19 protein-coding genes and 1 tRNA gene are annotated in these 19852 nt (G+C 64.2%); 9 read left to right on the forward strand and 11 right to left on the reverse strand.

Annotated features, from left to right (window positions below; all coding sequences use genetic code 11):
* Nucleotides 1–66 precede the first annotated feature (66 nt).
* Entirely contained in the window at nucleotides 67–1158 is a 1092-nt protein-coding gene (locus BRA1417_RS0100005) for an enolase C-terminal domain-like protein (RefSeq protein WP_027514041.1), read from the forward strand.
* Here the strand turns inward: BRA1417_RS0100005 and BRA1417_RS0100010 are convergent.
* The 7 genes from BRA1417_RS0100010 to cpdR all read right to left on the reverse strand — a co-directional run bounded on the left by BRA1417_RS0100010 (nucleotide 1155) and on the right by cpdR (nucleotide 4938).
* On the reverse strand, nucleotides 1155–2429 hold the full coding sequence (locus BRA1417_RS0100010) for a lipase family protein (RefSeq protein WP_084462442.1): 1275 nt from the start codon (nucleotides 2427–2429) through the stop codon (nucleotides 1155–1157). The two genes, BRA1417_RS0100005 and BRA1417_RS0100010, sit on opposite strands and share 4 nt — an antisense overlap.
* Before the next feature lie 187 nt (nucleotides 2430–2616).
* Nucleotides 2617–2859: a hypothetical protein gene (locus BRA1417_RS0100015; RefSeq protein WP_027514043.1), complete on the reverse strand. Its 243-nt coding sequence runs from the start codon at nucleotides 2857–2859 to the stop codon at nucleotides 2617–2619.
* Between the two features lie 14 nt (nucleotides 2860–2873).
* Entirely contained in the window at nucleotides 2874–3347 is a 474-nt protein-coding gene (locus tag BRA1417_RS0100020; protein ID WP_027514044.1) for an L-2-amino-thiazoline-4-carboxylic acid hydrolase, read from the reverse strand.
* Between the two features lie 118 nt (nucleotides 3348–3465).
* Nucleotides 3466–4002 carry a DUF488 family protein gene (locus BRA1417_RS0100025; protein ID WP_027514045.1) on the reverse strand — a complete coding sequence of 179 codons (537 nt, stop codon included), beginning with the start codon at nucleotides 4000–4002 and terminating at the stop codon, nucleotides 3466–3468.
* A gap of 6 nt (nucleotides 4003–4008) precedes the next feature.
* A complete protein-coding gene (locus BRA1417_RS0100030) occupies nucleotides 4009–4224 on the reverse strand; it encodes a DUF2945 domain-containing protein (protein WP_027514046.1) in 216 nt (71 codons plus the stop codon).
* Nucleotides 4225–4427: 203 nt separating this feature from the next.
* Nucleotides 4428–4502 (reverse strand) — tRNA-Val (locus BRA1417_RS0100035).
* Between the two features lie 76 nt (nucleotides 4503–4578).
* Entirely contained in the window at nucleotides 4579–4938 is a 360-nt protein-coding gene (gene cpdR, locus BRA1417_RS0100040; RefSeq protein WP_007597092.1) for a cell cycle two-component system response regulator CpdR, read from the reverse strand.
* A gap of 402 nt (nucleotides 4939–5340) precedes the next feature.
* Here cpdR and BRA1417_RS0100045 point away from each other — a divergent pair, with 402 nt between their 5' ends.
* The 3 genes from BRA1417_RS0100045 (at nucleotide 5341) to BRA1417_RS0100055 (ending at nucleotide 8533) form a co-directional block, all read left to right on the forward strand.
* Nucleotides 5341–6231 (forward strand): N-formylglutamate amidohydrolase, encoded by an 891-nt coding sequence (locus BRA1417_RS0100045; RefSeq protein WP_027514047.1) that lies wholly within the window; start codon nucleotides 5341–5343, stop codon nucleotides 6229–6231.
* Between the two features lie 536 nt (nucleotides 6232–6767).
* The gene (gene hisN / locus BRA1417_RS0100050; RefSeq protein WP_027514048.1) at nucleotides 6768–7550 is read left to right on the forward strand and encodes a histidinol-phosphatase; all 783 of its coding nucleotides are present in this window, start codon (nucleotides 6768–6770) and stop codon (nucleotides 7548–7550) included.
* A 17-nt stretch (nucleotides 7551–7567) separates the two neighbouring features.
* Complete coding sequence (locus tag BRA1417_RS0100055; RefSeq protein WP_027514049.1) at nucleotides 7568–8533, forward strand: tripartite tricarboxylate transporter substrate binding protein; 966 nt, start codon at nucleotides 7568–7570, stop codon at nucleotides 8531–8533.
* A gap of 8 nt (nucleotides 8534–8541) precedes the next feature.
* Here the strand turns inward: BRA1417_RS0100055 and BRA1417_RS0100060 are convergent, their stop codons facing one another.
* The gene (locus BRA1417_RS0100060; RefSeq protein ID WP_027514050.1) at nucleotides 8542–9432 is read right to left on the reverse strand and encodes a LysR substrate-binding domain-containing protein; all 891 of its coding nucleotides are present in this window, start codon (nucleotides 9430–9432) and stop codon (nucleotides 8542–8544) included.
* A gap of 88 nt (nucleotides 9433–9520) precedes the next feature.
* On the opposite strand from BRA1417_RS0100060, the gene BRA1417_RS0100065 reads away from it, so the two are divergent.
* The gene (locus BRA1417_RS0100065) at nucleotides 9521–10273 is read left to right on the forward strand and encodes a sulfite exporter TauE/SafE family protein (RefSeq protein WP_027514051.1); all 753 of its coding nucleotides are present in this window, start codon (nucleotides 9521–9523) and stop codon (nucleotides 10271–10273) included.
* Between the two features lie 6 nt (nucleotides 10274–10279).
* On the opposite strand, the gene BRA1417_RS0100070 is transcribed toward BRA1417_RS0100065, so the two are convergent.
* Nucleotides 10280–10912: a LysE family translocator gene (locus tag BRA1417_RS0100070; protein ID WP_027514052.1), complete on the reverse strand. Its 633-nt coding sequence runs from the start codon at nucleotides 10910–10912 to the stop codon at nucleotides 10280–10282.
* A gap of 246 nt (nucleotides 10913–11158) precedes the next feature.
* Between BRA1417_RS0100070 and BRA1417_RS0100075 the strand changes: the two genes are divergently transcribed.
* Together BRA1417_RS0100075 and BRA1417_RS0100080 are read left to right on the forward strand one after the other, a co-directional pair.
* Nucleotides 11159–12955: an adenylate/guanylate cyclase domain-containing protein gene (locus tag BRA1417_RS0100075; protein WP_027514053.1), complete on the forward strand. Its 1797-nt coding sequence runs from the start codon at nucleotides 11159–11161 to the stop codon at nucleotides 12953–12955.
* Between the two features lie 175 nt (nucleotides 12956–13130).
* Entirely contained in the window at nucleotides 13131–15896 is a 2766-nt protein-coding gene (locus BRA1417_RS0100080; protein ID WP_027514054.1) for a di-heme-cytochrome C peroxidase, read from the forward strand.
* 185 nt (nucleotides 15897–16081) lie between these two features.
* On the opposite strand, the gene BRA1417_RS0100085 is transcribed toward BRA1417_RS0100080, so the two are convergent.
* Entirely contained in the window at nucleotides 16082–17029 is a 948-nt protein-coding gene (locus tag BRA1417_RS0100085) for an alpha/beta fold hydrolase (RefSeq protein ID WP_018453339.1), read from the reverse strand.
* Between the two features lie 221 nt (nucleotides 17030–17250).
* Between BRA1417_RS0100085 and BRA1417_RS0100090 the strand changes: the two genes are divergently transcribed.
* Nucleotides 17251–17712 (forward strand): Hsp20 family protein, encoded by a 462-nt coding sequence (locus tag BRA1417_RS0100090; RefSeq protein ID WP_007597127.1) that lies wholly within the window; start codon nucleotides 17251–17253, stop codon nucleotides 17710–17712.
* A gap of 305 nt (nucleotides 17713–18017) precedes the next feature.
* Complete coding sequence (locus BRA1417_RS0100095) at nucleotides 18018–18788, forward strand: alpha/beta fold hydrolase (protein ID WP_027514055.1); 771 nt, start codon at nucleotides 18018–18020, stop codon at nucleotides 18786–18788.
* A 240-nt stretch (nucleotides 18789–19028) separates the two neighbouring features.
* Here BRA1417_RS0100095 and BRA1417_RS0100100 read toward each other — a convergent pair whose 3' ends face one another.
* Complete coding sequence (locus tag BRA1417_RS0100100) at nucleotides 19029–19784, reverse strand: hypothetical protein (RefSeq protein ID WP_027514056.1); 756 nt, start codon at nucleotides 19782–19784, stop codon at nucleotides 19029–19031.
* Between the last annotated feature and the right edge of the window lie 68 nt (nucleotides 19785–19852).

Genomic DNA, 19852 nt, shown 5'->3' on the forward strand with positions numbered 1-19852 from the left:
TTCGTTTCATGGCGAATGTTTAAGATCGGCATTAATCTGCATTCACTCCACCGGGAGATCCATCAAATGACCGAGACCATCCGCATCAAGCGCTTCAATGCGCGCCCCGTCATTGTGCCGATGAACCTCCCGCTTAAGACCTCGACCGGGGCTGTCGCAAAGGCGCCGCTGGTGCTGATCGACTGCGAAACGGACCAGGGCACCGTAGGGCACGCCTATCTGTTCTCGATCACACCCTCGGCCTTGAAGCCGTTGACGGGGATGGTCGCGGAAATGTCGGAGCTGCTTGCAGGCGACGAGCTGCTACCGTTCGAGATCGAGCGCAAGCTGACCCAGCGCTTCACGCTCTTGGGTTTGGCCGGCCTGCAACGGCTGGCGCAATCCGGCATCGACATGGCGGTATGGGACGCGCTCGCCCGCAGCAAAGGCCTGCCGCTGGCGCGGCTGCTCGGCGGCGCGCCGAAACCGGTCAGGGCCTACAATTCGAAGGGGCTTGGGATCATGCCGGCGGGTGCCGCGGTGGAGGAAGCCCACAAGCTGCTGGCCGAGGGCTTTCAGGCCGCGAAGATCCGCGTCGGCCGTCCCGATGCGCGGGAAGACCTGAAGGTGGTACGCGCGGTGCGCAAGGCTGTCGGGGACGACGTGACGCTGATGTGCGACTACAACCAGGCGCTGACGGTCAGCGAGGCCATCCGCCGCGGCGAGATGCTCGACGATGAGGGCCTGACCTGGATCGAGGAGCCGATCCGTCACGACGATTATGAGGGCAACGCCCGTATCGCGGATGCGCTGCGCACGCCGGTCCAGATCGGCGAGAACTTTGACAGCGCGTTCGCGATGCAAGCCGCGCTCTCCGCGGAAGCCTGCGACTATTTGATGCCCGACGTGCAGCGCATCGGCGGCGTCACCGGCTGGCTCCGCGCCGCCGCGCTGGCGCATGCCGCCGGGATCGAGATGTCGACGCATCTGTTCTCGGAAGTCAGCGCACACCTGCTCTGCGTGACGCCGACCGCGCATTGGCTGGAATATGTCGACTGGGCCGACGCGGTGCTCGCGACCCGTTTGCAGATCAAGGACGGCTTTGCGCTGCCGAGCGAAGAGCCCGGCAACGGCATTGCGTGGGACGAGGCGGCGGTGAAGACATATCTGGTGAGTTAATCGTTGAAAGCGATGCCTTTCGCGGGTTCGCCCGGAGCACCGGGTTCGGCAAGTCCCGCGCAATTGCCCCGCGGCTTTTGTCCGGCGAGCATGCCGCGGAAGAACGCTAGCGCATCCGGGAAGGCCGCATTCAGGCCGCCATTGTGCGTCGCGCCGGGATAGGTCTTCCAGACCACATCGTTGCCGGCCGCGCACAGCGCCGCGACTTCGGCATATTGCCGGGTCGGGACCAGCGTGGAATCGGCAAGACCGGTCCCGAGCAGCATAGGCACCTTCAGCCGAACGGCCTTCATGTCCGTGATCGGCGTCAGCCGCGCCATCACATCGGCGATAGGCTCGACATAGACGTTCTCGGCGGTAATGCCGTCCTTGCGCGCGATCTCGCGCATATCAGGCGTGCAGCTTTCACGCGCCGCCTTCAGGACCGGCTTGCCCTTGTCGGAGACGAGATCATCGGCGGACGGCGCGCCATCCGGCAACGAGCCGCCGAGCAGCATCAGCGACGTATAGATCGGCGAAGCGATCGCGGTCGTCTGCGGCGGTTTATAAGGGCCGTCGGGGAACGTGGACACCAGGCCCGTGGCGACGGTGGCGATCAGCGGCACGTCGGGCGCGTAGCTTTCCGCGATCACGGTCGCGCCCATTGCCGCGCCCGAGCCTTGCGATTGTCCGGTGACGAAAACCTTCGAGGCGAGCTTGTCGCGATAGGCGGCGAGTGCGGCGCGCACGCTGTCGAGCACGGAGCGCCCCTCCGCCTCCCAGATCAGATAAGGATGCGGCCCCGCGCCGCCGAGGCCCTGATAATCGGTCGCCACCACCGCAAAACCGTTCTCGAGCCAGCGCTGGATATAGGTAGCATCGCGCGGCTTGTGCCCGGTCCAGGACGGCGCACAGGAATCCGACACGCCGAGCGTGCCATGCGCCCACGCGACCAGCGGCCAGCCTCCGGCCGGCGGCTCGCCCTTGGGGAGATAGACCGTACCGCTCACCGGCACGATACCGGCGTGCCAGCGCAGATCCGTCGACGTGTAGAGGATGCGTTCGGCGACACCCGCGCTCGCGATCTCCGGCTGCGCCAGCATCGCCTCCCTGCGCAGCACCACGCCGGGACTTTCGGGGAGGGCTTGGGACCAGCGATAAAAGCCGGACAGGTCCTGATCGCCTACTTTCGGCCCCACCGGCAGCGACGAATCCGCGTGTGCGTGCGCCATCGCGAGGCCCGTGACGATGGCGAGCGCCATCACGAATTTCGGACTCGGGGTTTTGAACATCGGCGTCTCCAGTTCCCTTGCAGCGTGCCGCATTTTGCTGGAGGGTTGATTGCCGCGGCAATGCACTTTCCGCGTCGATTATGGAGACGATCGCGCGCGGGTCCAAGTCTATTTCAGATACGTCTTTTGCAGACACGTCCTTTTCGGACAAGTCTGTTCAGAGATGGGCGGATGCCGGTCTGCGTAGCTACCATGTCTCCGCGCCGGGGATTTTCTTGCGCACCGCCCGGCGCTGGATCCAGATGCAACGGCGCACGGCCGTATTGGAGCGGCCGACCGCGGATATCCCTTGGCCGGCCTGCAGCAATGGCGCCACGTTTTGGCGTAGCGCGCGGCAGCGCTGGAGTTCGGCCTGCCAGTCGATGATGGCTGCGTCAGCCCGCGACGCAATCAGCGACAATATCGCCACGGCCAGACAGCTCGCTCGCATGGTGCGCATTCCCTTCACCGTGGTCCGCCCGGCTCGCGCCGATAGCGGAAATCGCAATGAGACGCGCCTTGCATGATGGTCTGCATTCGCGTCAGCGCCACGTCGGATCCGAATCCTTCCGCCGTCGCAAAGTCGGCGGTGCAGACCAGGAGAAAGCCGAGCTCGGGTTCGCCCAGCGCCTTATAGAACTCCGCATAGGCGCATCGCTTCACATCAAGCGCGAAGACGTCCTCGGTCTGCTCGACAATATCGTATGCGAGCGCGTCGTCACGAGCATAGGTCTGGAAGGCAGAGGACACCGCCTTGCCGAGATTGGGCTCGTTCTTTGCCTTCCAGAATTCCTGGCCGAAACCGCGATAGAGATCGCCGAGCGCCTTGCGCACCAGCGCGTTGGCGCGCGCCTCGCCGAGCTCGGCCTGGAGCGTCTTGACCAAGGGCACCAACACCTGCGCCTGGATTCTGGCCTGTTCGAGCACGGAAATGCTCATGGCAAACTCACGTCGCGGACCAAGAGGAGCATAGATCCTATAGCTGACGGGTAGCGATAACCAACTCGCCAGAGGATTTACGGACTGCAGCAATCATAGCCGCGAATAGCGGGATTGGCTAACTTTCCGCGGGATAAACCAAGCGGCCGTCAGCCATGATGTGCGCCGCCCGATTCATCTCGGCCTGTTTGACCTGCCCGGGTCCCATCATGTGAAACACGCTCTCGCCGCCGGCGAGCAGGTAATCGGTGATGATCCGCCTGTGGCAGCGCCACCATACCGTCTCGGCGCACATGATGGCGCATCGCTGCGCCTGTCCGAGTTCGCGCAGATGCGCGAGCCCCTCGCGAAAGCTCTCGCTCAAGGCGTGGTCGGCATAGTTGTGAAAGCTCGCATTCTGCCAGAAAGCATTGGTCTCGCGCGGCACCTCACGCTTGCGGCTGCGCAGGCCACCGAGCGAGGCGATATGCTCATAGCCGATCGAAACGGCCCCGAGTGCTTGCGGCAGGGCCTCGCGATTGTATTGGGGATTGGTGCGCGAGCGAGGCACGGTGCGGACGTCGACCAGATGCGTGACGGACACGCTCTGCAACAGGACAACGAACTCACCGATTGGAAGTGTGCCGTGGCCGATCGTGAAGAATGGGTGAGCCATCGCCCATCAGCTCCGGAGCAAGCGCAACGCCCGGCCCTTATGCAAGGCGACGTGATCGGTCTTGTCGCTTTTGATCTCGTATTGCGGATCGTCGGGGCTGGCACGGTGGACGTAGCCCTTGTACGCGACGTCCTTGGTGTGCACGCGGAGAATGTGGCCGCGCACCCGGCCGGCCTCGGAATTCCAGCTGACATGATCGCCACGCTTGAACACTTTCGGCATGGCGAACCAATGCGGGAGCGCGTCTGGACGTTCCAGGCAGCGGAGCAAAACGCTCCAGTCCGTCTACTCTCTTCGAGCTTCGCCGGACATGCTTCTCGCAATGAGATTGGTGGCTTGCGTGGCCGTAGCTCGCGGATACAGCCCGCCTGCGCCCTTTGGGCTTCCGCGGGGCATCCTTCTCTCGGCTAATCGCGAGCGAAGGATGGTGGGCGCGACAGGGATCGAACCTGTGACCCCTACCATGTCAAGGTAGTGCTCTCCCGCTGAGCTACGCGCCCTAAAAGTCCACTTGCGTTCGGGTCGGGTCCCTATAACGGCTCAGGGGAGCCGGTGCAAGGACGAAAGGGGGCCGATTTAGGCCGCCAGCATCTTGTTCACTTCGCTGACCAATTCACGCAAATGCACGGGCTTGGACAGCACCTTGGCGTTCTTGGGGGCGTCCGAATCCGAGTTCAGGGCGACCGCGGCGAAGCCGGTGATGAACATGATCTTGATGTCGGGGTCGAGTTCCGAGGCCCGGCGGGCGAGCTCGATGCCGTCCATCTCCGGCATCACGATGTCGGTGAGCAGCATCTCGAACGGCTCTTCCCGCAGCCGCTGGTAGGCGGCCATGCCGTTATCGTGGGACGAGACCTGAAAACCGGCGTTTTCCAGCGCCTTGACCAGGAAACGGCGCATGTCGTTGTCGTCTTCGGCGAGCAGGATCTTTGGCATGGCGGAAATGTCGAATCCCCAGAGGATATCAGCAGAGGTCACTAAGCCCGACGGAGGGTAAATATGGGGTGAAAATATTTACCCTGAGCCGGCTGTGCTTGCCGGCCCCTTGTGAACCTGAAAGCAGTTCGAAGCAATCGAGCCGTACCTGCCGGTCCCCATCTCGCTGCCCGCAGGGTTAAGAGATGTTCCAGCGCAGATCTCATCTTTTCGCTTGGCAGGATGGTTGCGATTCCGGACAATGACGACACATAAGAGCCTCCTGATCGGCCGAATCAATGCGTTGAGACCGGTGCCGGGGCTTGTTGGATCGTGCGGCGCTAAGGGCGAAGCCTGATACCGAGAGGCAAAGCCTGATTGCCAAGGGACGAAGCCTGACACCAAGGGATGAAGCCTGAGAAGATGACCCGGTTTGACGGCGACAAGTCGCCAGCGTTCGAGATCGTTGAGCCCGCGCAATGGCGCGCGCCGGTTATCTTCAACTCGCCCCATTCCGGCTCGACCTATCCGGACGAATTCCTCAGCGCCTCCAGGATCGACCTGCCGACGCTGCGGCGTTCCGAAGATTCCTTCATGGACGAGTTGATCGGCCATCTCAGCGAGCGCGGCTTTCCGACCGTGCGGGTCAACTTTCCCCGCTCCTATGTCGACGTCAATCGTGAGCCCTATGAGCTCGATCCCCGGATGTTCACCGGGCGCCTGCCGAGCTTTGCCAACACCCGCTCGATGCGGGTCGCCGGCGGGCTCGGCACCATTCCGCGCGTGGTCGGCGACGGCCAGGAGATCTATCGCGAGCGCATCCTGGTCGACGACGCGCTGGGGCGGATCGAGACGCTGTACAAGCCCTATCATCGCGCGCTGCGCCGGCTGATCAACAAGGTGCACCAGATGTTCGGCACCGTCGTGCTGGTCGACTGCCATTCGATGCCCTCGGTCGGCGTCTCCCGCGACGAGCCGCGGCGGCCCGACATCGTGATCGGCGACCGCTACGGCACGAGCTGCACGCCGCTATTGCCCGACCGGGTCGAGGAGACCATGGCCGGGCTCGGCTATTCGATCGGCCGCAACAAGCCCTATGCCGGCGGCTTCATCACCGAGCATTACGGCAACCCGGCCAGCGGCCTCCACGCCGTGCAGCTCGAGCTCAACCGCGCGATCTACATGGACGAACGGCGGCGCGAGCGCATTCCGCGCTTTGCGCAAGTGGCGTCGGACTTCGGCGTGCTCGCAGACGTGCTGGCGACCACGGTCCCGTTCGGCGATCTCGGCCCGTTCCAGGCCGCGGCGGAATAAGCGCGACGTTTGCTGCGAATGATTGTGTTGGGTGCGATCAGTGCGAACGCCTTTCGCGGCGCGCGTTGAAATGAAAGCCAAGGCTGAAAGAATGAGAGGCTGAAAGAAAAAAGGGCCGCTTCTAATGAAGAAGCGGCCCAAGTCTAGGGAGGAAACGCCCAAGGAGGGCAGCAGTAACGCGAGAAGCGCTACCGCACCGCAACAATATGCGGCCGCGACGCACAAAGTGCAAGGGCTTTCGAGCGATTTCCCATGCAATGAGGACATAGCTCGGTTGCTTCCAGAGAAACCCGGATTCAGTTCCTTTGATAAGGAAATTCAATGGGTTGATAGTCATTTGCATACGAACGAGGCAAACCCGGAACTAAGGTTTCAACTCAATGATCGATATTTGCCCAGCGGGTGTCTTCGACGAGGCGAACGCTTCCCGGATCCAAAATACCAGGGTGCAAAAGCAAGACAGCGCTGCACGATCCTTCCGATTTGAGCTAGGCAGGAGTGAGCTTCACCCGACTTTCGCTTTTTGAGGATTCGCCGTGACGGTGATCGATTTCTCCGCCTTCATCGGACGGCTCGCCACCGCCTCCGGCGAAACCATCCTGCCGTTCTTCCGCACCTCGCTGTCGATCGAGGACAAGAGCAAGACCAAGGATTTCGACCCCGTGACCGAGGCCGACCGCGCCGCGGAGGCGGTGATGCGGCGCCTGATCAAGGCCAACTTTCCCCAGCACGGTATCGTCGGCGAGGAATTCGGCAACGAGCGCGAGGATTCGGACTATGTCTGGGTGCTCGACCCCATCGACGGCACCAAATCCTTCATCGGCGGCTTTCCGATCTGGGGCACGCTGATCGCGCTCCTGCACAAGGGCACGCCGGTGTACGGCATGATGCACCAGCCCTTCATCGGCGAACGCTTTTCCGGCGACAGCGGCTCGGCTCATTATAGTGGCCCCTCCGGCGAGCGCCGGCTCCAGGTCCGGCGCTGTGCTTCGCTGTCGGAGGCGACGACCTACACCACCAGCCCGCTGCTCATGAACGAGCGCGACCGCGCCATCTTCGGCCGCATCGAGAAGGGCGCGCGGCTGTCGCGCTATGGCGGCGACTGCTACTCCTATTGCATGCTGGCGGCGGGGCACGTCGATCTCGTGGTCGAGACCGAGCTGAAGCCTTACGACATCGCGGCCCTGATCCCGATCGTGACCGGCGCCGGCGGCGTCGTCACCACCTGGGAAGGCAAGCCGGCGCAGGGCGGCGGCCGCATCGTCGCGGCCGGTGACGCCAGGGTTCACGAAGAAGCACTGAAACTGCTCAACGGCTAAGCGATACAGGGGCCTGCATGACCAACCGGCGCACGCTCCTTCTCGCGGTCTTGCTTCTGTTTCCGACGCTCGCCTCCGCCCAGAATTTCCCGACCAAGCCGATCAAGCTGATTGTGCCGTTCCCGGCCGGCGGCCCCAACGACATCATCGCCCGCGTGATCGGCCGGCGCATGTCGGAGCTGTCAGGACAGCCGGTGCTGATCGACAATCGCGGCGGCCAGGGTGGCGTGCTCGGCACCGATGCCGTCTCCAAGGCTGCACCTGACGGCTACACCATCGCGATCTCCAGCGCCGGCGCGCTCGCCATCAGCCCGAGCATGGAGCGGGTCGCCTACGACACATTGTCCGACCTCACGCCGGTGACACTGGTGGCGACCGTGCCGGAAATGCTTGTGGTGGCGACCAACATACCCGCCAAGGATATCGACGAATTGATCGCGCTCGCCAAGGCGCAGCCGGGAAAGCTCAACTTCGCCTCCTCCGGCCCCGGCAGCCTGCCGCATCTCGCCGGTGAACTGTTCAAGCTGACGGCGAAAATCGACATCGTGCACGTGCCCTATCGCGGCGCGGCGCCGGCCGTGAACGATCTGCTGGGCCAGCAGGTGCAGATGACGTTCCTGGATCTCCCCGTGCTGCTGCCGCAGGTCAAGGCGGGCGCCCTGCGACCGATCGCAGTTGGCTCCGCCGAGCGTTCGCCGACGGCGCCTGACGTGCCGACCACCGCGGAAGCCGGCTTTCCTGATCTTCGCATCGAGAACTGGTACGGCATGGTCGCGCCGAAGGGCACGCCGAAGGAGATCGTCACCGCGCTGCATGGTCTGGCCACGAAGGCGATGGCGGATCCCGCGGTGAAGGAAAAGCTCGCCGCCCAGGGCGCGACGCTGGTCGGCGATGAGCCGGAGCATTTTCGCGCCTTCATCGCGGACGAGACGAAAAAATGGGCGAAGGTGATCAAGGACGCAGGTGTGGAGACCGCGAAGTAGCGCAGAACTCACACCGCCGCGGCCCGCAAATGCTCCACCAGCATCTTGGCCGGGCGCGGCAGCGTCTTGAAGCTTCGCGCGCAGATCACGAGTTTGCGGTTGGCCCAGCTATCGCGCAGGCGGACCATGGCGAGCGGCATCAGCTTGGCGCAGCGGCGGGCCGCAGCTTCGGGCACCAGGGCAACGCCGACATCGGCGGCGACCATCTGGCAGATCGCGTCGAAGTCGCGCAGGCGTGCGCGGTAATGCGGCCGCATGCCGAGCCGGGCGGCGTGCTTCGAAATATGCACCTGAAGCGCGGTGGCGCTGGTGAGCCCAACGAACTCGCAAGCACCCGCCTCCTGGAAATCAATCGCGCGGCGGCCGGCGAACGGGCCGCGCCTGGACGTCACCAGCGTCAGGCGATCCTCGCTGAAGGCGAATCGCTCGATATGATCCGGCAGCGCGTGCTCGGCTGCGAAGCCGAGATCGGCCGCGCCCGCAGTGATCGCGGCCGCGATGTCGGTGCTCTCGCGCTCCTCGATGTCGATGGCGACGTCGCGATGCTCGCGCAGGAAGCCGGCGAGCGCCTTCGGCAGATGCTCCGAGAGGCCGGAGGTATTGGCGAGGAAATGCACGCTCGCGCGCACGCCGCTGGCAAAGCCGGCGAGATCGCCGCGCATGGCGTCGATCTGGTGGATGACGACCCTCGCATGATCGAGCAGGCTCTCGCCGGCCGCGGTCAATTCGACGCCGCGGCGCCCGCGCTTGAGCAGCGCGACGCCGAGCGCATCCTCCAGCCCCTTGATGCGCGCGCTGGCCGAGGCCAGGGCCAGATGCGACCGCTCCGCGCCGCGGGTGATGCTGCGCTGGTCGGCGACTGCGATGAACAGCTGGAGGTCGACGAGGTCGAAGCGCATCCCGAGTCCTTCAGCCTTCGTTTCTAACGAAGGCTTTCTCCGTAAGCTACAGATTGTGCCGACGCGCGGCATCGGTCAATGTGCAGATATGATCGACCCGCTCCTCATTCTCATCGCCGCCGTTTTCCTGATTGCCGGATTCGTCAAGGGCGTGGTCGGGCTCGGTCTGCCGACGGTGTCCATGGGCCTGCTCGCGGTGAGCATGGCGCCAAGCCGCGCGATCGCCATCGTGATCGTGCCCGCCATCCTCAGCAACATCTGGCAGACTTTCGTCGGCCCCCATTTGCGCGACATCCTGCGGCGGCTGTGGCCGCTGATGATCGGCACCGTGATCGGGTGCTGGCTCAATGCCGGCGCGCTCACCGGTCCGCATGCGCGCTACGGCACGATCGTGCTCGGCATCCTGCTCGTCATCTACGCGATCATCGGGCTGAACAAATTCCAGTTTCACGTTGCGCCAAAGAACGAGAAATGGGTCGGCGGCGTGGTCGGCTTGGTCACCGGCGCGATCTCGGCCTCGACCGGCGTGCAGGTGATCCCCTCGATGCCGTTCATGCAGGCGATCGGCATGGAGAAGGACGAGCTGGTGCAGGCGCTCGGCGTGTTCTTCACGACAGCAACACTGGCGCTCGCCTTCAATCTCACCGCGGGCGGATTGCTGACGTCGGCCAATGCGGTGCCGGGCGCCGTGGGCATGGCCTGCGCGTTTGCGGGCATGTACATCGGCCAAACGGTGCGGGCGCGGATGCCGGCGGAAGCGTTTCGCCGCTGGTTCCTGATCGCGATGATCCTGCTCGGCCTCTATCTCGCCGGCAGCGCGCTGCTGAAGGAAATCGCGTAAAAGAAGTTACCGCGTCTCCAGCATGGCGACGCGGATGCCGAGATAGATGAAGAGGCCGCCGAGGGCCCGGTTAACCCACGCGACCGCGCCTTCGGAGCTCCGCAAGCGGTGGGCGGCTTTTGCCGCGAACGCCGCCAGCACCAGGCACCACAGCGTTCCCGTGCAGATGAAGATCAGGCCGAGCGTCAGGAAGGCGAGCGGCTTGTGCGCCGAGTCGCCTGCGACGAATTGCGGCAGGAAGGCCAGGAAGAACAGCGCGACCTTGGGATTGAGCGTGTTGGTGAAGACGCCCTGGAGGAAGACTCGCCGCAGCGAGCTCTGCACCGGCTCGTCGATGGCCGAGGCCAGCACCGGGCGCGACCATAGCATCTGAAGCCCGGTCACGACGAGATAGGCCGCTCCGACCAGCTTCAGGATCGAGAACGCGGTCGATGAGGCCATCAGCAGGGCCGAAAGGCCGATTGCGGCGCCCGCGACGTGGAAAAAGCAGCCGCAACTGATGCCCAGCGCGGCCGCGGCGCCACCTCGCCAGCCCAGCTGCATGCTGCGGCCGATTACATAGACCGTATCAGGCCCCGGCGTGATGTTGAGCAGCACGCCTGACAGGATGAAGAGCCAGATTTCGTGAATGCCCAGCATGTGTGACGTGCCTCCTTCGCCCAACCATGGCCCAAGAGGCCGGCTTAGTGGGTTCGCTCGTCCCCGTCCACTGCCGGGATTGCCGAGGATTTACCTCGAATTTGCAATGCGGATCATACTTTCGCTCGGCCTCATCTGCTCTATAAGGAACGGGTTCTTTGAACGCGGGATTCGAGGCGACTGTCACGCTGTGGCCGGTCCTCGATTTCTTCCAAGTCTCTTGCAAGTCTCTTGGAGCTCCGGAATATGGAAAGACGTCTGGCTGCCATTGTCTGCGCCGATGTCGCCGGCTATTCGCGCATGATGGGCACCGATGAGGCCGGCACCCATGCCGCCTTCAAGGCCCATCGCAGCGCGATCCACCCCATCATCCTCAATCACGGCGGCCGCGTCGTCAAAAACACCGGCGACGGCTTCCTGCTGGAATTCCCCTCGATCGTCGGCGCCACCGAGGCCGCGATCGCGATGCAGACGCTGATGGCGGAGCGCAATCACCATCTGCCCGCCGATCGCGCCATGCAGTTCCGCCTCGGGATCCATATGGGTGACGTCATCGCCGATGAGGACGAGGTCTTCGGTGACGATGTCAACATTGCCGTCCGCCTCGAAGCCGTGGCGAGCCCCGGCGGCTTCGCGATCTCGGCCAAGGCCTACAAGGAGGCCGGCAAGCATCTCACCGTGCCGCTGGTCGATGCCGGCAACCACCGCTTCAAAAACATCAAGGATCCGATCGGGGTCTGGACCTGGACGCCTGAGGGTGCACCGGCGCTTGCGCCCGCGCTGAGGGAGGCATCCGCCCTTTCGCAGCAGTACCGCACGGCGATCGTCGGCGTGCTGCCCTTTGCCAATCTCAGCGATGCCCAGGACGAGTATTTCTCTGACGGCCTGACCGAGGATTTGATTCACGCGCTGTCGCTGCAATCCTTCTATCGGGTGCTGAGCCGCAACTCGACCTTCGTGTTCAAGGGCAACAACGCCAGCACCCGCCTGATCGCGCGGGAGATCGACGCCACCTATCTGATCCAGGGTTCGGTGCGGCGTGCCGGAGCCAAGATCCGCGTCACCGCCGAGCTGATCGCGCCGGAGACCGGCGAGCAGCTCTGGACCGGCCGCTACGACCGCGACATCGGCGATCTCTTCGCGATGCAGGACGAGATCACCACCAACCTGTCCGCCGCCATCGCCACCGAGATCGTCCGGGCCGAGGCCTCGGCGCCGGCGCGGCTCTCGACCGACGTCACCGCCTGGGACCGCTTCCTCAAGGGGCTGTCGCACTATTATCGGCAAACCAAGGAAGACCTTGCCATCGCCGTCGACCTGTTCCGGGAGGCCATCAGGCTCGAGCCCAAGCTGTCGATTGCGCACGCCTATCTCGCCACGATCCAGATCCAGAGCATCCAGTTCGGCTGGGTCAAGGGCACGCGCGAGATGTGGGCCGAAGCGATGAAGCTTGCCGAAACCAGCGTCCGGCTCGATCCGCGCTCGTCATTTGCGTTCTCGATCCTGTCCTGGACCCACGCGCTGGAGGGCCATTACGAGGCCGCGATGGACGCCGCCAAACGCGCCGTCGCGCTCAACCCCTACGACAACGGCGCGCGCGGCGTGCTCGGCATCTGCCATTTCGTCATCGGCGAGCACCGCGAGGCGATCGAGCTGTTCTCGATGGCCGCACAGCGCGACAACAGCGATCCGCGCTACCAATGGGCCGCACTGAACGCCTTTAGCCATTATCTGCTGAGCCAATATGACGCGACCCTGTCATGGGCTCGAGAACAGCTCTACATCAACCCGAACCATTTGCAGGCGCTGGCAATCCGCGCCTCAGCGCTGGCGCAATTGGGGCGCGGCGACGAGGCGGTCGAGGCGACCCGCGTGCTCATGGCTAACTACCCGACTCTCAATGTCGACCGCCATTTGCGCAATTTCCATTGGAAGCGGCCCGAGGACCTCGCCCATTACCGCGCCGGACTCTTGAATGCGGGCGTGCCGCTCGGCAAACTGACCCTGGTCTCGAGCGACGTCAAACGCGTCGCCGAATCCTGAGGGCCAGCCGCGGCCACGCGGCAATGTCCCCTCCGCCTTTATTGACACGACAGTGAATTCAGCCACACTCCGCTACACGCTGAAGTAGTATAATGTGTTGTCGGTTTGTCAGGACTTTCCGCGCTCTATCGCCGCGTCTGTATTTCACGATTCGCCGTTTTCAGGATTTTGGGCCATGCATGACTCCGCTCCGAAGCCGCCCTTCGACCCCTCGATCCAGGTCTCGCCGAACAATCCCTGTCCATTCCTGCGCGGCCTCGTCGGCGAGAGGTTCGTTGACGGCGGAACCGTCCCGCTCGGCACGCTGTCGCAAACGATCGCGAATGCGAGCGGCGAGACCGGGCTGAAGAAGGTCTCGGCCCGCATCCAGGTCCGCGGCGTCGCGCTGATCGCCAACGGTCTCGGTCACATCCTGAAGAGCATATTTTCGGGCGCGCAGCTCGACGCGTTGCGTGGCGGCCCTCTCGACAAGCGCGGTGCCGGCTCGCGCGTCCTCGGCCTCGACGGCAAGGTCGATGAGAACGAGCTCGCGCGTTTTGCGAGCTTCGGCCGGACCTACCAGGATCCGAACGGCGGCGGCTCTGAGCCCGGTCTCAACGCCTCGGAAATCGGCGTCTTCATGCGCGACAACCTCAAGCGCGCCGGCAGCGCCGCGCGCTGGTACTACCCCCTGCTGATGAAGTTCGAATGGCCGATCCTCCTGAAGATCGTGGGCAAGGGCGCGGGTGAGGACCGCTATCTGAGCGTGGCCGACGTGCGCACGCTGTTCAACGAGCGCCAATTCCCTGCTCGCATCAACCAGCGGCTCGTATCGCAGCCGGTGCTGTCGACTTGCCAGCGCGTGGTGCGGGGCGCCCTCAAGGTTGCGGCCCTGCTCCTCGCCCTCGGTCTCGCCTTGCTCGTTGCGGTCGCCGAATTCCCCGACCAGGTGCGCGCCATGCTGCCGCAAAAGGGAATTCTCGTGAATCTCCTGCCGCCGCCCTTGCCCAAGGTCCCTGAGACGAAGGCGGCCTTTTGGCTCGAGCAGAACTGGTCGCTGAAGGACAGGCACTGGTTTCACCATGCCAGCCAGGGCACAGCGACCTTCCCGGTGCCTTATGAATGGTTCATGGCACTGGAGCAGCCGCGCCTGCATCTGTTCTCGCGGCCGGGCATGATGACGGAGAGCGCCTATCTCGAACGCTTCGGGTTCATCCCGAGCCCGCAGTCGATCCAGACCGACGCGACGTCACTGCGGCGCTTCGGCTACGCCAATGTCTACGAGACGACGCAGGTGCCGGACTGGTCGACCAGATGGACGCCGGCGGAGAACGTCGACGGCCTGCCGGTCGGCTTCGCACGGATGACCAGTGTCGTCGATCCTGCGACGGGCCGTCGCGAAGAGGACAAGATCGGGCTGACCTGCGCGGCCTGCCATACCGGCCAGATCCATTACCAGGGCGTGGACGTGCGTTTCGACGGCGGCCCGGCCATGACCGACCTGAAGAAGCTCGAGCTCTCCACCGGCCTGTCGATCGCCTACACGCTTTACGTGCCATTCCGCTTCCAGCGCTTCGCCGATCGCGTGCTCGGCCCGGATGCCAGCAAGGCTGACCGCGCCGCGCTCAAGCAGAAGCTCAGCGCGATCGGCAACTTCCTGATCGACTGGGCGCAAACCCAGCAAAAGACGATTGAAGGCAAGAAGACCTGGAACGGCCGTCAGCAGAGTGACACCGAGGAAGGGTTCGGTCGCCTCGACGCCCTCAACCGCATCGGCAATCAGGTCTTTTCGCAGGATCTCGCGCTGAGCGGGATCAAGGGATTCGAGAAGAACCTGCATGCCCAGGACGCCCCGGTCAGCTATCCCCCGATCTGGACCGTGCCCTGGTTCAAGTTCGCCCAGTACGACGCCTCGATCGAGCAGCCGCTGATCCGCAACGCCGGCGAGGCCCTTGGCGTGACGGCGCTGCTAAACCTGTCCGACGCCTATCCGGAAGACAGGCTGTGGCGGTCCTCGGTTCATATCAACACGCTCGGCTGGATCGAGGACATGCTCAGGGGGCCCGATCCGTTCAAGCCGGCAGATCCCTCCGCCGGTCCGAAGTTCGGCGGCCTGCTGGCGCCGAAATGGCCCTCGCAGATCCTTGGCGACAATTGGAGGCTCGATCAGAAGAAGGTCGACAATGGCCGCAAGATCTACGCCGAGATGTGTTCCGGATGCCATCTGCCGGCGATCGACACCCCGGCTTTCTGGTCTTCGGGACATTGGGAGCCGAGCGGCGACAGCAAGGTGCTGAACGCGGTGACGATCCCTCTCGACGAGATCAAGACGGATCCCGAACAGTCGCTCGTGCTCAGCAACAGGATCGTCGATCTGCCCGGCTTCCTGAAGGTGAATACGGCCGACCTCCAGAAATGGTGGCAATGCGACGTCTCGACCGCAAGCTCGCCGACCGAGATGGTGTATGCGCTCGGGCTGATGACGGTGGTGGATCTCGTCGCCCGCAAATGGATGGACGACGAGAAGACGCCGGACGCCGAACGGGCGAAATTGTGGAATCTCGCACGCAAGAACTGCCTCAATCCGGTGGGGGGAGCGCGCTATCGGGCACGGCCGCTGAACGGCATCTGGGCCACGGCGCCCTATCTGCACAACGGTTCGGTGCCGTCTCTCTACTGGCTGCTGAAGCCCGCAAGCGAGCGCCCGCAAAAATTCTGCATGGGCCGCCGCGACTATGATCCCGTGACCGTCGGCTTTGCGGTCACCGCCGACGAGAAATGCAAGACAGGTGAAACCGAATTCTCGGCGGGGTCGGACAAGGATCCGATCCAGGGCAACAGCGTGCTCGGCCATTCCTTCGAGCGCAAGCCCGGCGAGGAAAAACGTCCCGGCGTGATCGGCCGCGTGTTCAAGGACGACAACGAGCGCTACGATCTGATCGAGTATCTGAAGACGCTGTGAATTGCGCCCTAGCTCGCCCCGCTTGCGGGGAGAGGTAGGATTGCATCGAAGATGCAATCCGGGTGAGGGGGTACAGGTCTCTCGACGATCTTGCGTGCCGAGAGAGGCCCCTCACCCCAACCCTCTCCCGCAAGAACGGGGCGAGGGAGAGCACCTCGCGCGCGGCAGCCATTCACTTCAAACCCTCACTTGAACAGCGGCGTGCCCGGCACGAAGGCGTCGAAGGCTGCCCAGAATTGGGAGCGGTAGCGGTCCTGCTCCTGGAGGATCTCGTGTTTGGCGCCGGCGATCACGAGATGGGAGCCGGCGCGCAAATGGTAGGCGAACTCCTCGATCGCCGCGATCGAGACCACGGTGTCACTGGAGGCCGCCAGCATCAGGATCGGCTGACGTATCTCGGACGGGTAGTTCTTGCCCTTGAAGGTGTTCATCGCGCGGAAGGCGGTATCGGCCCAGGCGACCGTCGGTGACGCAAGCCCGAGGGTCGGATCCTCCTCCAGGATCGCGGCATTGCGCGCATAGCGCACGGGATCGCTGGTCAGCGGATTGTTGATGAAGGGATTTAGCCCGGTGATCTGGTCGCTGCCGCCGGGAACATAACGGCCGCCCATCCCCAACACGCGCATCGTCTTCAGCAGAGCCCGCGCCGGAAACGAGGTGGCGCGGCCGGGGAGGTCGATCATCGGCGCAGACAGCACCATGCGGTCGAACCAGCGCTTGCCCGCATGCGCCACCCGCAGCATCACCGTGCCGCCCATGGAGTGGGCGAGCGCGAAGAAGGGCGGCGGGCAATCCGGCAGCACCACCTGCTGCACGAAGGTCTCGACGTCGATCTCGAAATCGGCGAAGTCGCGAACATAGCCCTTGCGCGGATCGCGCAGACGGCGCGAGGAGTGGCCCTGGCCGCGCCAGTCGATCATCGCCACAGCAAAGCCGCGGTCGCGCAAATCGCGCACAGTCTCGAAATACTTTTCGATCTGCTCGCTGCGTCCGGTGAAGACGCAGACGGTGCCCTTGCGGTTCGCCGGCGGCGCCCAGCGCGCAAAGCGCAGCTCGACGCCATCAGGGGTTTTGATGGTGCCGCTGACGACGTCTTCGGGAACGGGATTGGATGGTATCGAGACCAGCGTCATGATGGGGAGGGCTTGGGCACGAAGTGCTGCTAATCAGGGGGCGGGAGCGCCGAAAAGGCCAAGTATCCGCCCTCTTGAACGCCGTTCTCGTCAACCCATATCATCTTGGTGCAGGCCGCTACCAGTGTTTCGGAACCGGAACATCAGGCTGCACACAGACGAAAGCCCGGCCCGATTGGCGGGCGGGTTACTCAAACAGTTGCTCAATGGAGGACTTGACCATGCGTACCTACGACCTGACCCCCTTCTACCGTTCCACCGTCGGCTTCGACCGCCTCTTCAACCTGCTCGACCAGGCCGGTTCGGACGGCAGCCCCGGTTATCCCCCCTACAACATCGAGCGCACCGGCGAGAACGACTACCGCATCACCGTTGCGGTCTCGGGCTTTGCCAAGGATGAGCTCTCCATCGTCGCGAAGGAAAACACGCTGACGATCAAGGGCGAGAAAGTCGCCAACGAGAACTCGAAGGCCGAAGTGCTGTACCGCGGCATCGCCGCGCGTGCGTTCGAGCGCGCCTTCCAGCTTGCCGACTTCGTGCAAGTGAAGAACGCCTCGCTCGAGAACGGGCTGCTTCACGTCGACCTCGTCCGCGAGATTCCCGAGGCGAAGAAGCCGCGCCAGATCGCGATCAACACCGGTGCGCAGGGCGCACAGGTGATCGAGAACTCGGTAGCCGCGTAATCACGGACGTCACTTCCAGGTTGCGAAAACGCCCCGGTGCCCCGGGGCGTTTTTTTTCGTTTGCTGTCGTCCTGGCGAAAGCCAGGACCCATACCGCGAGGTCCATCAATCGTGTGCGGTAGCAATACCGAACGACCAATCTTCGCCCAACATCTCCTGGGGTAATGGATCCTGGCCTTCGCCAGGACGACACCTGTAGTTTGGATGGTTTCCGCACCGCATCACAGAGCGGTGAATTGGCGTAACGCCGTCGCCCCACGCTCCGTCCTTTAGCTATCGAACCCAAAACAAGACGGAGAACGATCATGACTTTCTGGCGCAGCTTTTTCGTCGCCGCGAGCCTGCTGGCGGCCCCTCTCAGCCTCGCTCATGCGCAGGCACCGCAGACCGTAAAGGCCAAGAACGTCGTGCTGGTGCACGGCGCCTGGGCCGACGGCTCGAGCTGGTCGGAAGTGATCCCGATCCTCCAGGCCGCAGGGCTCAACGTAACTGCCGTGCAAAATCCGCTGTTGTCGCTTGTGGACTCCGTCGAGGCGACCAAGCGCGTGCTGGCCGAACAGGAGGGGCCGACCGTGCTGGTCGCGCATTCCTGGGGCGGCACCGTGATCAGCCAGGTCGGCACCGATCCGAAGGTCACCGGTCTCGTCTATGTCGCCGCACGTGCGCCCGATGCCGGCGAGGATTTTGTCGCGCTGTCGAAGCAGTTCCCGACCGGCCCCGTGCGTGCCGGCATCATTGAGCGCGACGGCTACACCAAGCTCTCGGAAGACGCCTTCCTGAAGTATTTCGCCAATGGCGTGAAGCCGGAGCAGGCCAGGGAGCTCTACGCCGTGCAATGGCCGACCGCCGCCTCGATCTTTGCCGGTCGCACCACCGAGGCGGCATGGCATGCGAAGCCGAGCTGGTACGCGGTATCGAAGAACGACTACACGATCAATCCGGATCTCGAACGCTTCCTCGCCAAGCGCATGAACGCAACCACGATCGAGCTCGATGCCGGACACCTCTCGTTGGTGTCGCATCCGAAGGACGTGGCGAATTTGATCCTGGAAGCGGCGGGATATGGCCGCAGCTAAGTGGCGCTTGTCATGGTGCAAAAGGCGCCTGAATGCTCAGGCGCCTTTTGCTTTGCTCCACTCTCTCCCCAACGTCGTCCTGGCGAAAGCCAGGACCCATTACCCCAAGGGGATGTTTGGCGAAGGCTCGTCCTCCGGTACTCCCGCGTCACTCAAATGATGCACCTCGCGGTATGGGTCCTGGCTTTCGCAGGACGACACCGTTGGCGTGATGCGGGCCATCGCATCAAACGCCCGCGCTTAGTCCAGCCCCTGTGCCGCCGGCATCTCCTGCGTAGGCAGGATCGTCGCGGCAGGCTTGACCTGACCTACGGTTGGCGCGGCGGCTTGCGGTGCGACCTCAGCGGGCTTCGCCGGCACGGCGGCCGCGGTCTGCGTCGCAGGCTGTGCCTGCGGCGCCTGGACCTGCTGCGTCGCGGGTTCGGCTGGCTTAGCGGCGGCGACCGGCGCCTCGCGCGGCGGGGCGGCCTTCGGTAGCGGCATGGGGCGGCTGGCGACATGCGGGATCGGGGCCGGTGGGCGGGGCGGACCGCTGCGGACCAAGGTCGGCGGCGGCAGAGCGCTTTGCGGGCGGTAAGGCGCAACCGCAGGCTGCTCGTAGCCTGGCGCCATGCCGTAGGCGTCAGCAGCCGGCATGAAGCGCAAAATCCTTCCGTCGCGGGCATCGATCACCAGCCGGCCGTCCTCCCCGCGGCGATCGATCACCGCGATGGTGTAGACGCTGCCGCGCAGGCGCGGGATGCCAAGCGGCGAGAAGCCGTTCTCGCGCAGCACCGCGTAGACCTCGGTCGATGGCAGCAGCACCGGGGCCGGCCCGCGTTCTTCGTAGCCATAGCCATAGCGCGGCGGCGGGGGCGGCGCGGCCTCCGGCGGCGCATAGGGCCCCTCGAAATCCGAGACCGCGATCGTCGCCCCTCGCGCTAGAACCTGCGCTTGAGCCGTGGTCGCGGCCAGCGCCAGCGTGGCGGCGGCCACACATCCTGTGAAAAACTTCATGGTCGAGACGCTCCTGTCAGGCCCCCGGAGGGATCGCACTCTTTCGCTTCTTGCGGCGTGGCGCGGCT

Origin of the sequence: Bradyrhizobium sp. WSM1417 (assembly GCF_000515415.1) — a bacterium.
Lineage (GTDB): Bacteria > Pseudomonadota > Alphaproteobacteria > Rhizobiales > Xanthobacteraceae > Bradyrhizobium.

Coding starts and splice junctions, on each gene's coding strand:
- BRA1417_RS0100060 (WP_027514050.1), bottom strand. CDS start 9,432: ATGCGCTTCGACCTCGTCGACCTCCAGCTGTTCATCGCAGTCGCCGAC.
- BRA1417_RS0100020 (WP_027514044.1), bottom strand. CDS start 3,347: ATGAGCATTTCCGTGCTCGAACAGGCCAGAATCCAGGCGCAGGTGTTG.
- BRA1417_RS0100010 (WP_084462442.1), bottom strand. CDS start 2,429: ATGTTCAAAACCCCGAGTCCGAAATTCGTGATGGCGCTCGCCATCGTC.
- BRA1417_RS0100080 (WP_027514054.1), top strand. CDS start 13,131: ATGCATGACTCCGCTCCGAAGCCGCCCTTCGACCCCTCGATCCAGGTC.
- BRA1417_RS0100070 (WP_027514052.1), bottom strand. CDS start 10,912: ATGCTGGGCATTCACGAAATCTGGCTCTTCATCCTGTCAGGCGTGCTG.
- BRA1417_RS0100030 (WP_027514046.1), bottom strand. CDS start 4,224: ATGCCGAAAGTGTTCAAGCGTGGCGATCATGTCAGCTGGAATTCCGAG.
- BRA1417_RS0100005 (WP_027514041.1), top strand. CDS start 67: ATGACCGAGACCATCCGCATCAAGCGCTTCAATGCGCGCCCCGTCATT.
- BRA1417_RS0100090 (WP_007597127.1), top strand. CDS start 17,251: ATGCGTACCTACGACCTGACCCCCTTCTACCGTTCCACCGTCGGCTTC.
- BRA1417_RS0100095 (WP_027514055.1), top strand. CDS start 18,018: ATGACTTTCTGGCGCAGCTTTTTCGTCGCCGCGAGCCTGCTGGCGGCC.
- BRA1417_RS0100015 (WP_027514043.1), bottom strand. CDS start 2,859: ATGCGAGCGAGCTGTCTGGCCGTGGCGATATTGTCGCTGATTGCGTCG.
- BRA1417_RS0100085 (WP_018453339.1), bottom strand. CDS start 17,029: ATGACGCTGGTCTCGATACCATCCAATCCCGTTCCCGAAGACGTCGTC.
- BRA1417_RS0100100 (WP_027514056.1), bottom strand. CDS start 19,784: ATGAAGTTTTTCACAGGATGTGTGGCCGCCGCCACGCTGGCGCTGGCC.
- BRA1417_RS0100045 (WP_027514047.1), top strand. CDS start 5,341: ATGACCCGGTTTGACGGCGACAAGTCGCCAGCGTTCGAGATCGTTGAG.
- BRA1417_RS0100065 (WP_027514051.1), top strand. CDS start 9,521: ATGATCGACCCGCTCCTCATTCTCATCGCCGCCGTTTTCCTGATTGCC.
- BRA1417_RS0100075 (WP_027514053.1), top strand. CDS start 11,159: ATGGAAAGACGTCTGGCTGCCATTGTCTGCGCCGATGTCGCCGGCTAT.
- cpdR (WP_007597092.1), bottom strand. CDS start 4,938: ATGCCAAAGATCCTGCTCGCCGAAGACGACAACGACATGCGCCGTTTC.
- BRA1417_RS0100025 (WP_027514045.1), bottom strand. CDS start 4,002: ATGGCTCACCCATTCTTCACGATCGGCCACGGCACACTTCCAATCGGT.
- BRA1417_RS0100055 (WP_027514049.1), top strand. CDS start 7,568: ATGACCAACCGGCGCACGCTCCTTCTCGCGGTCTTGCTTCTGTTTCCG.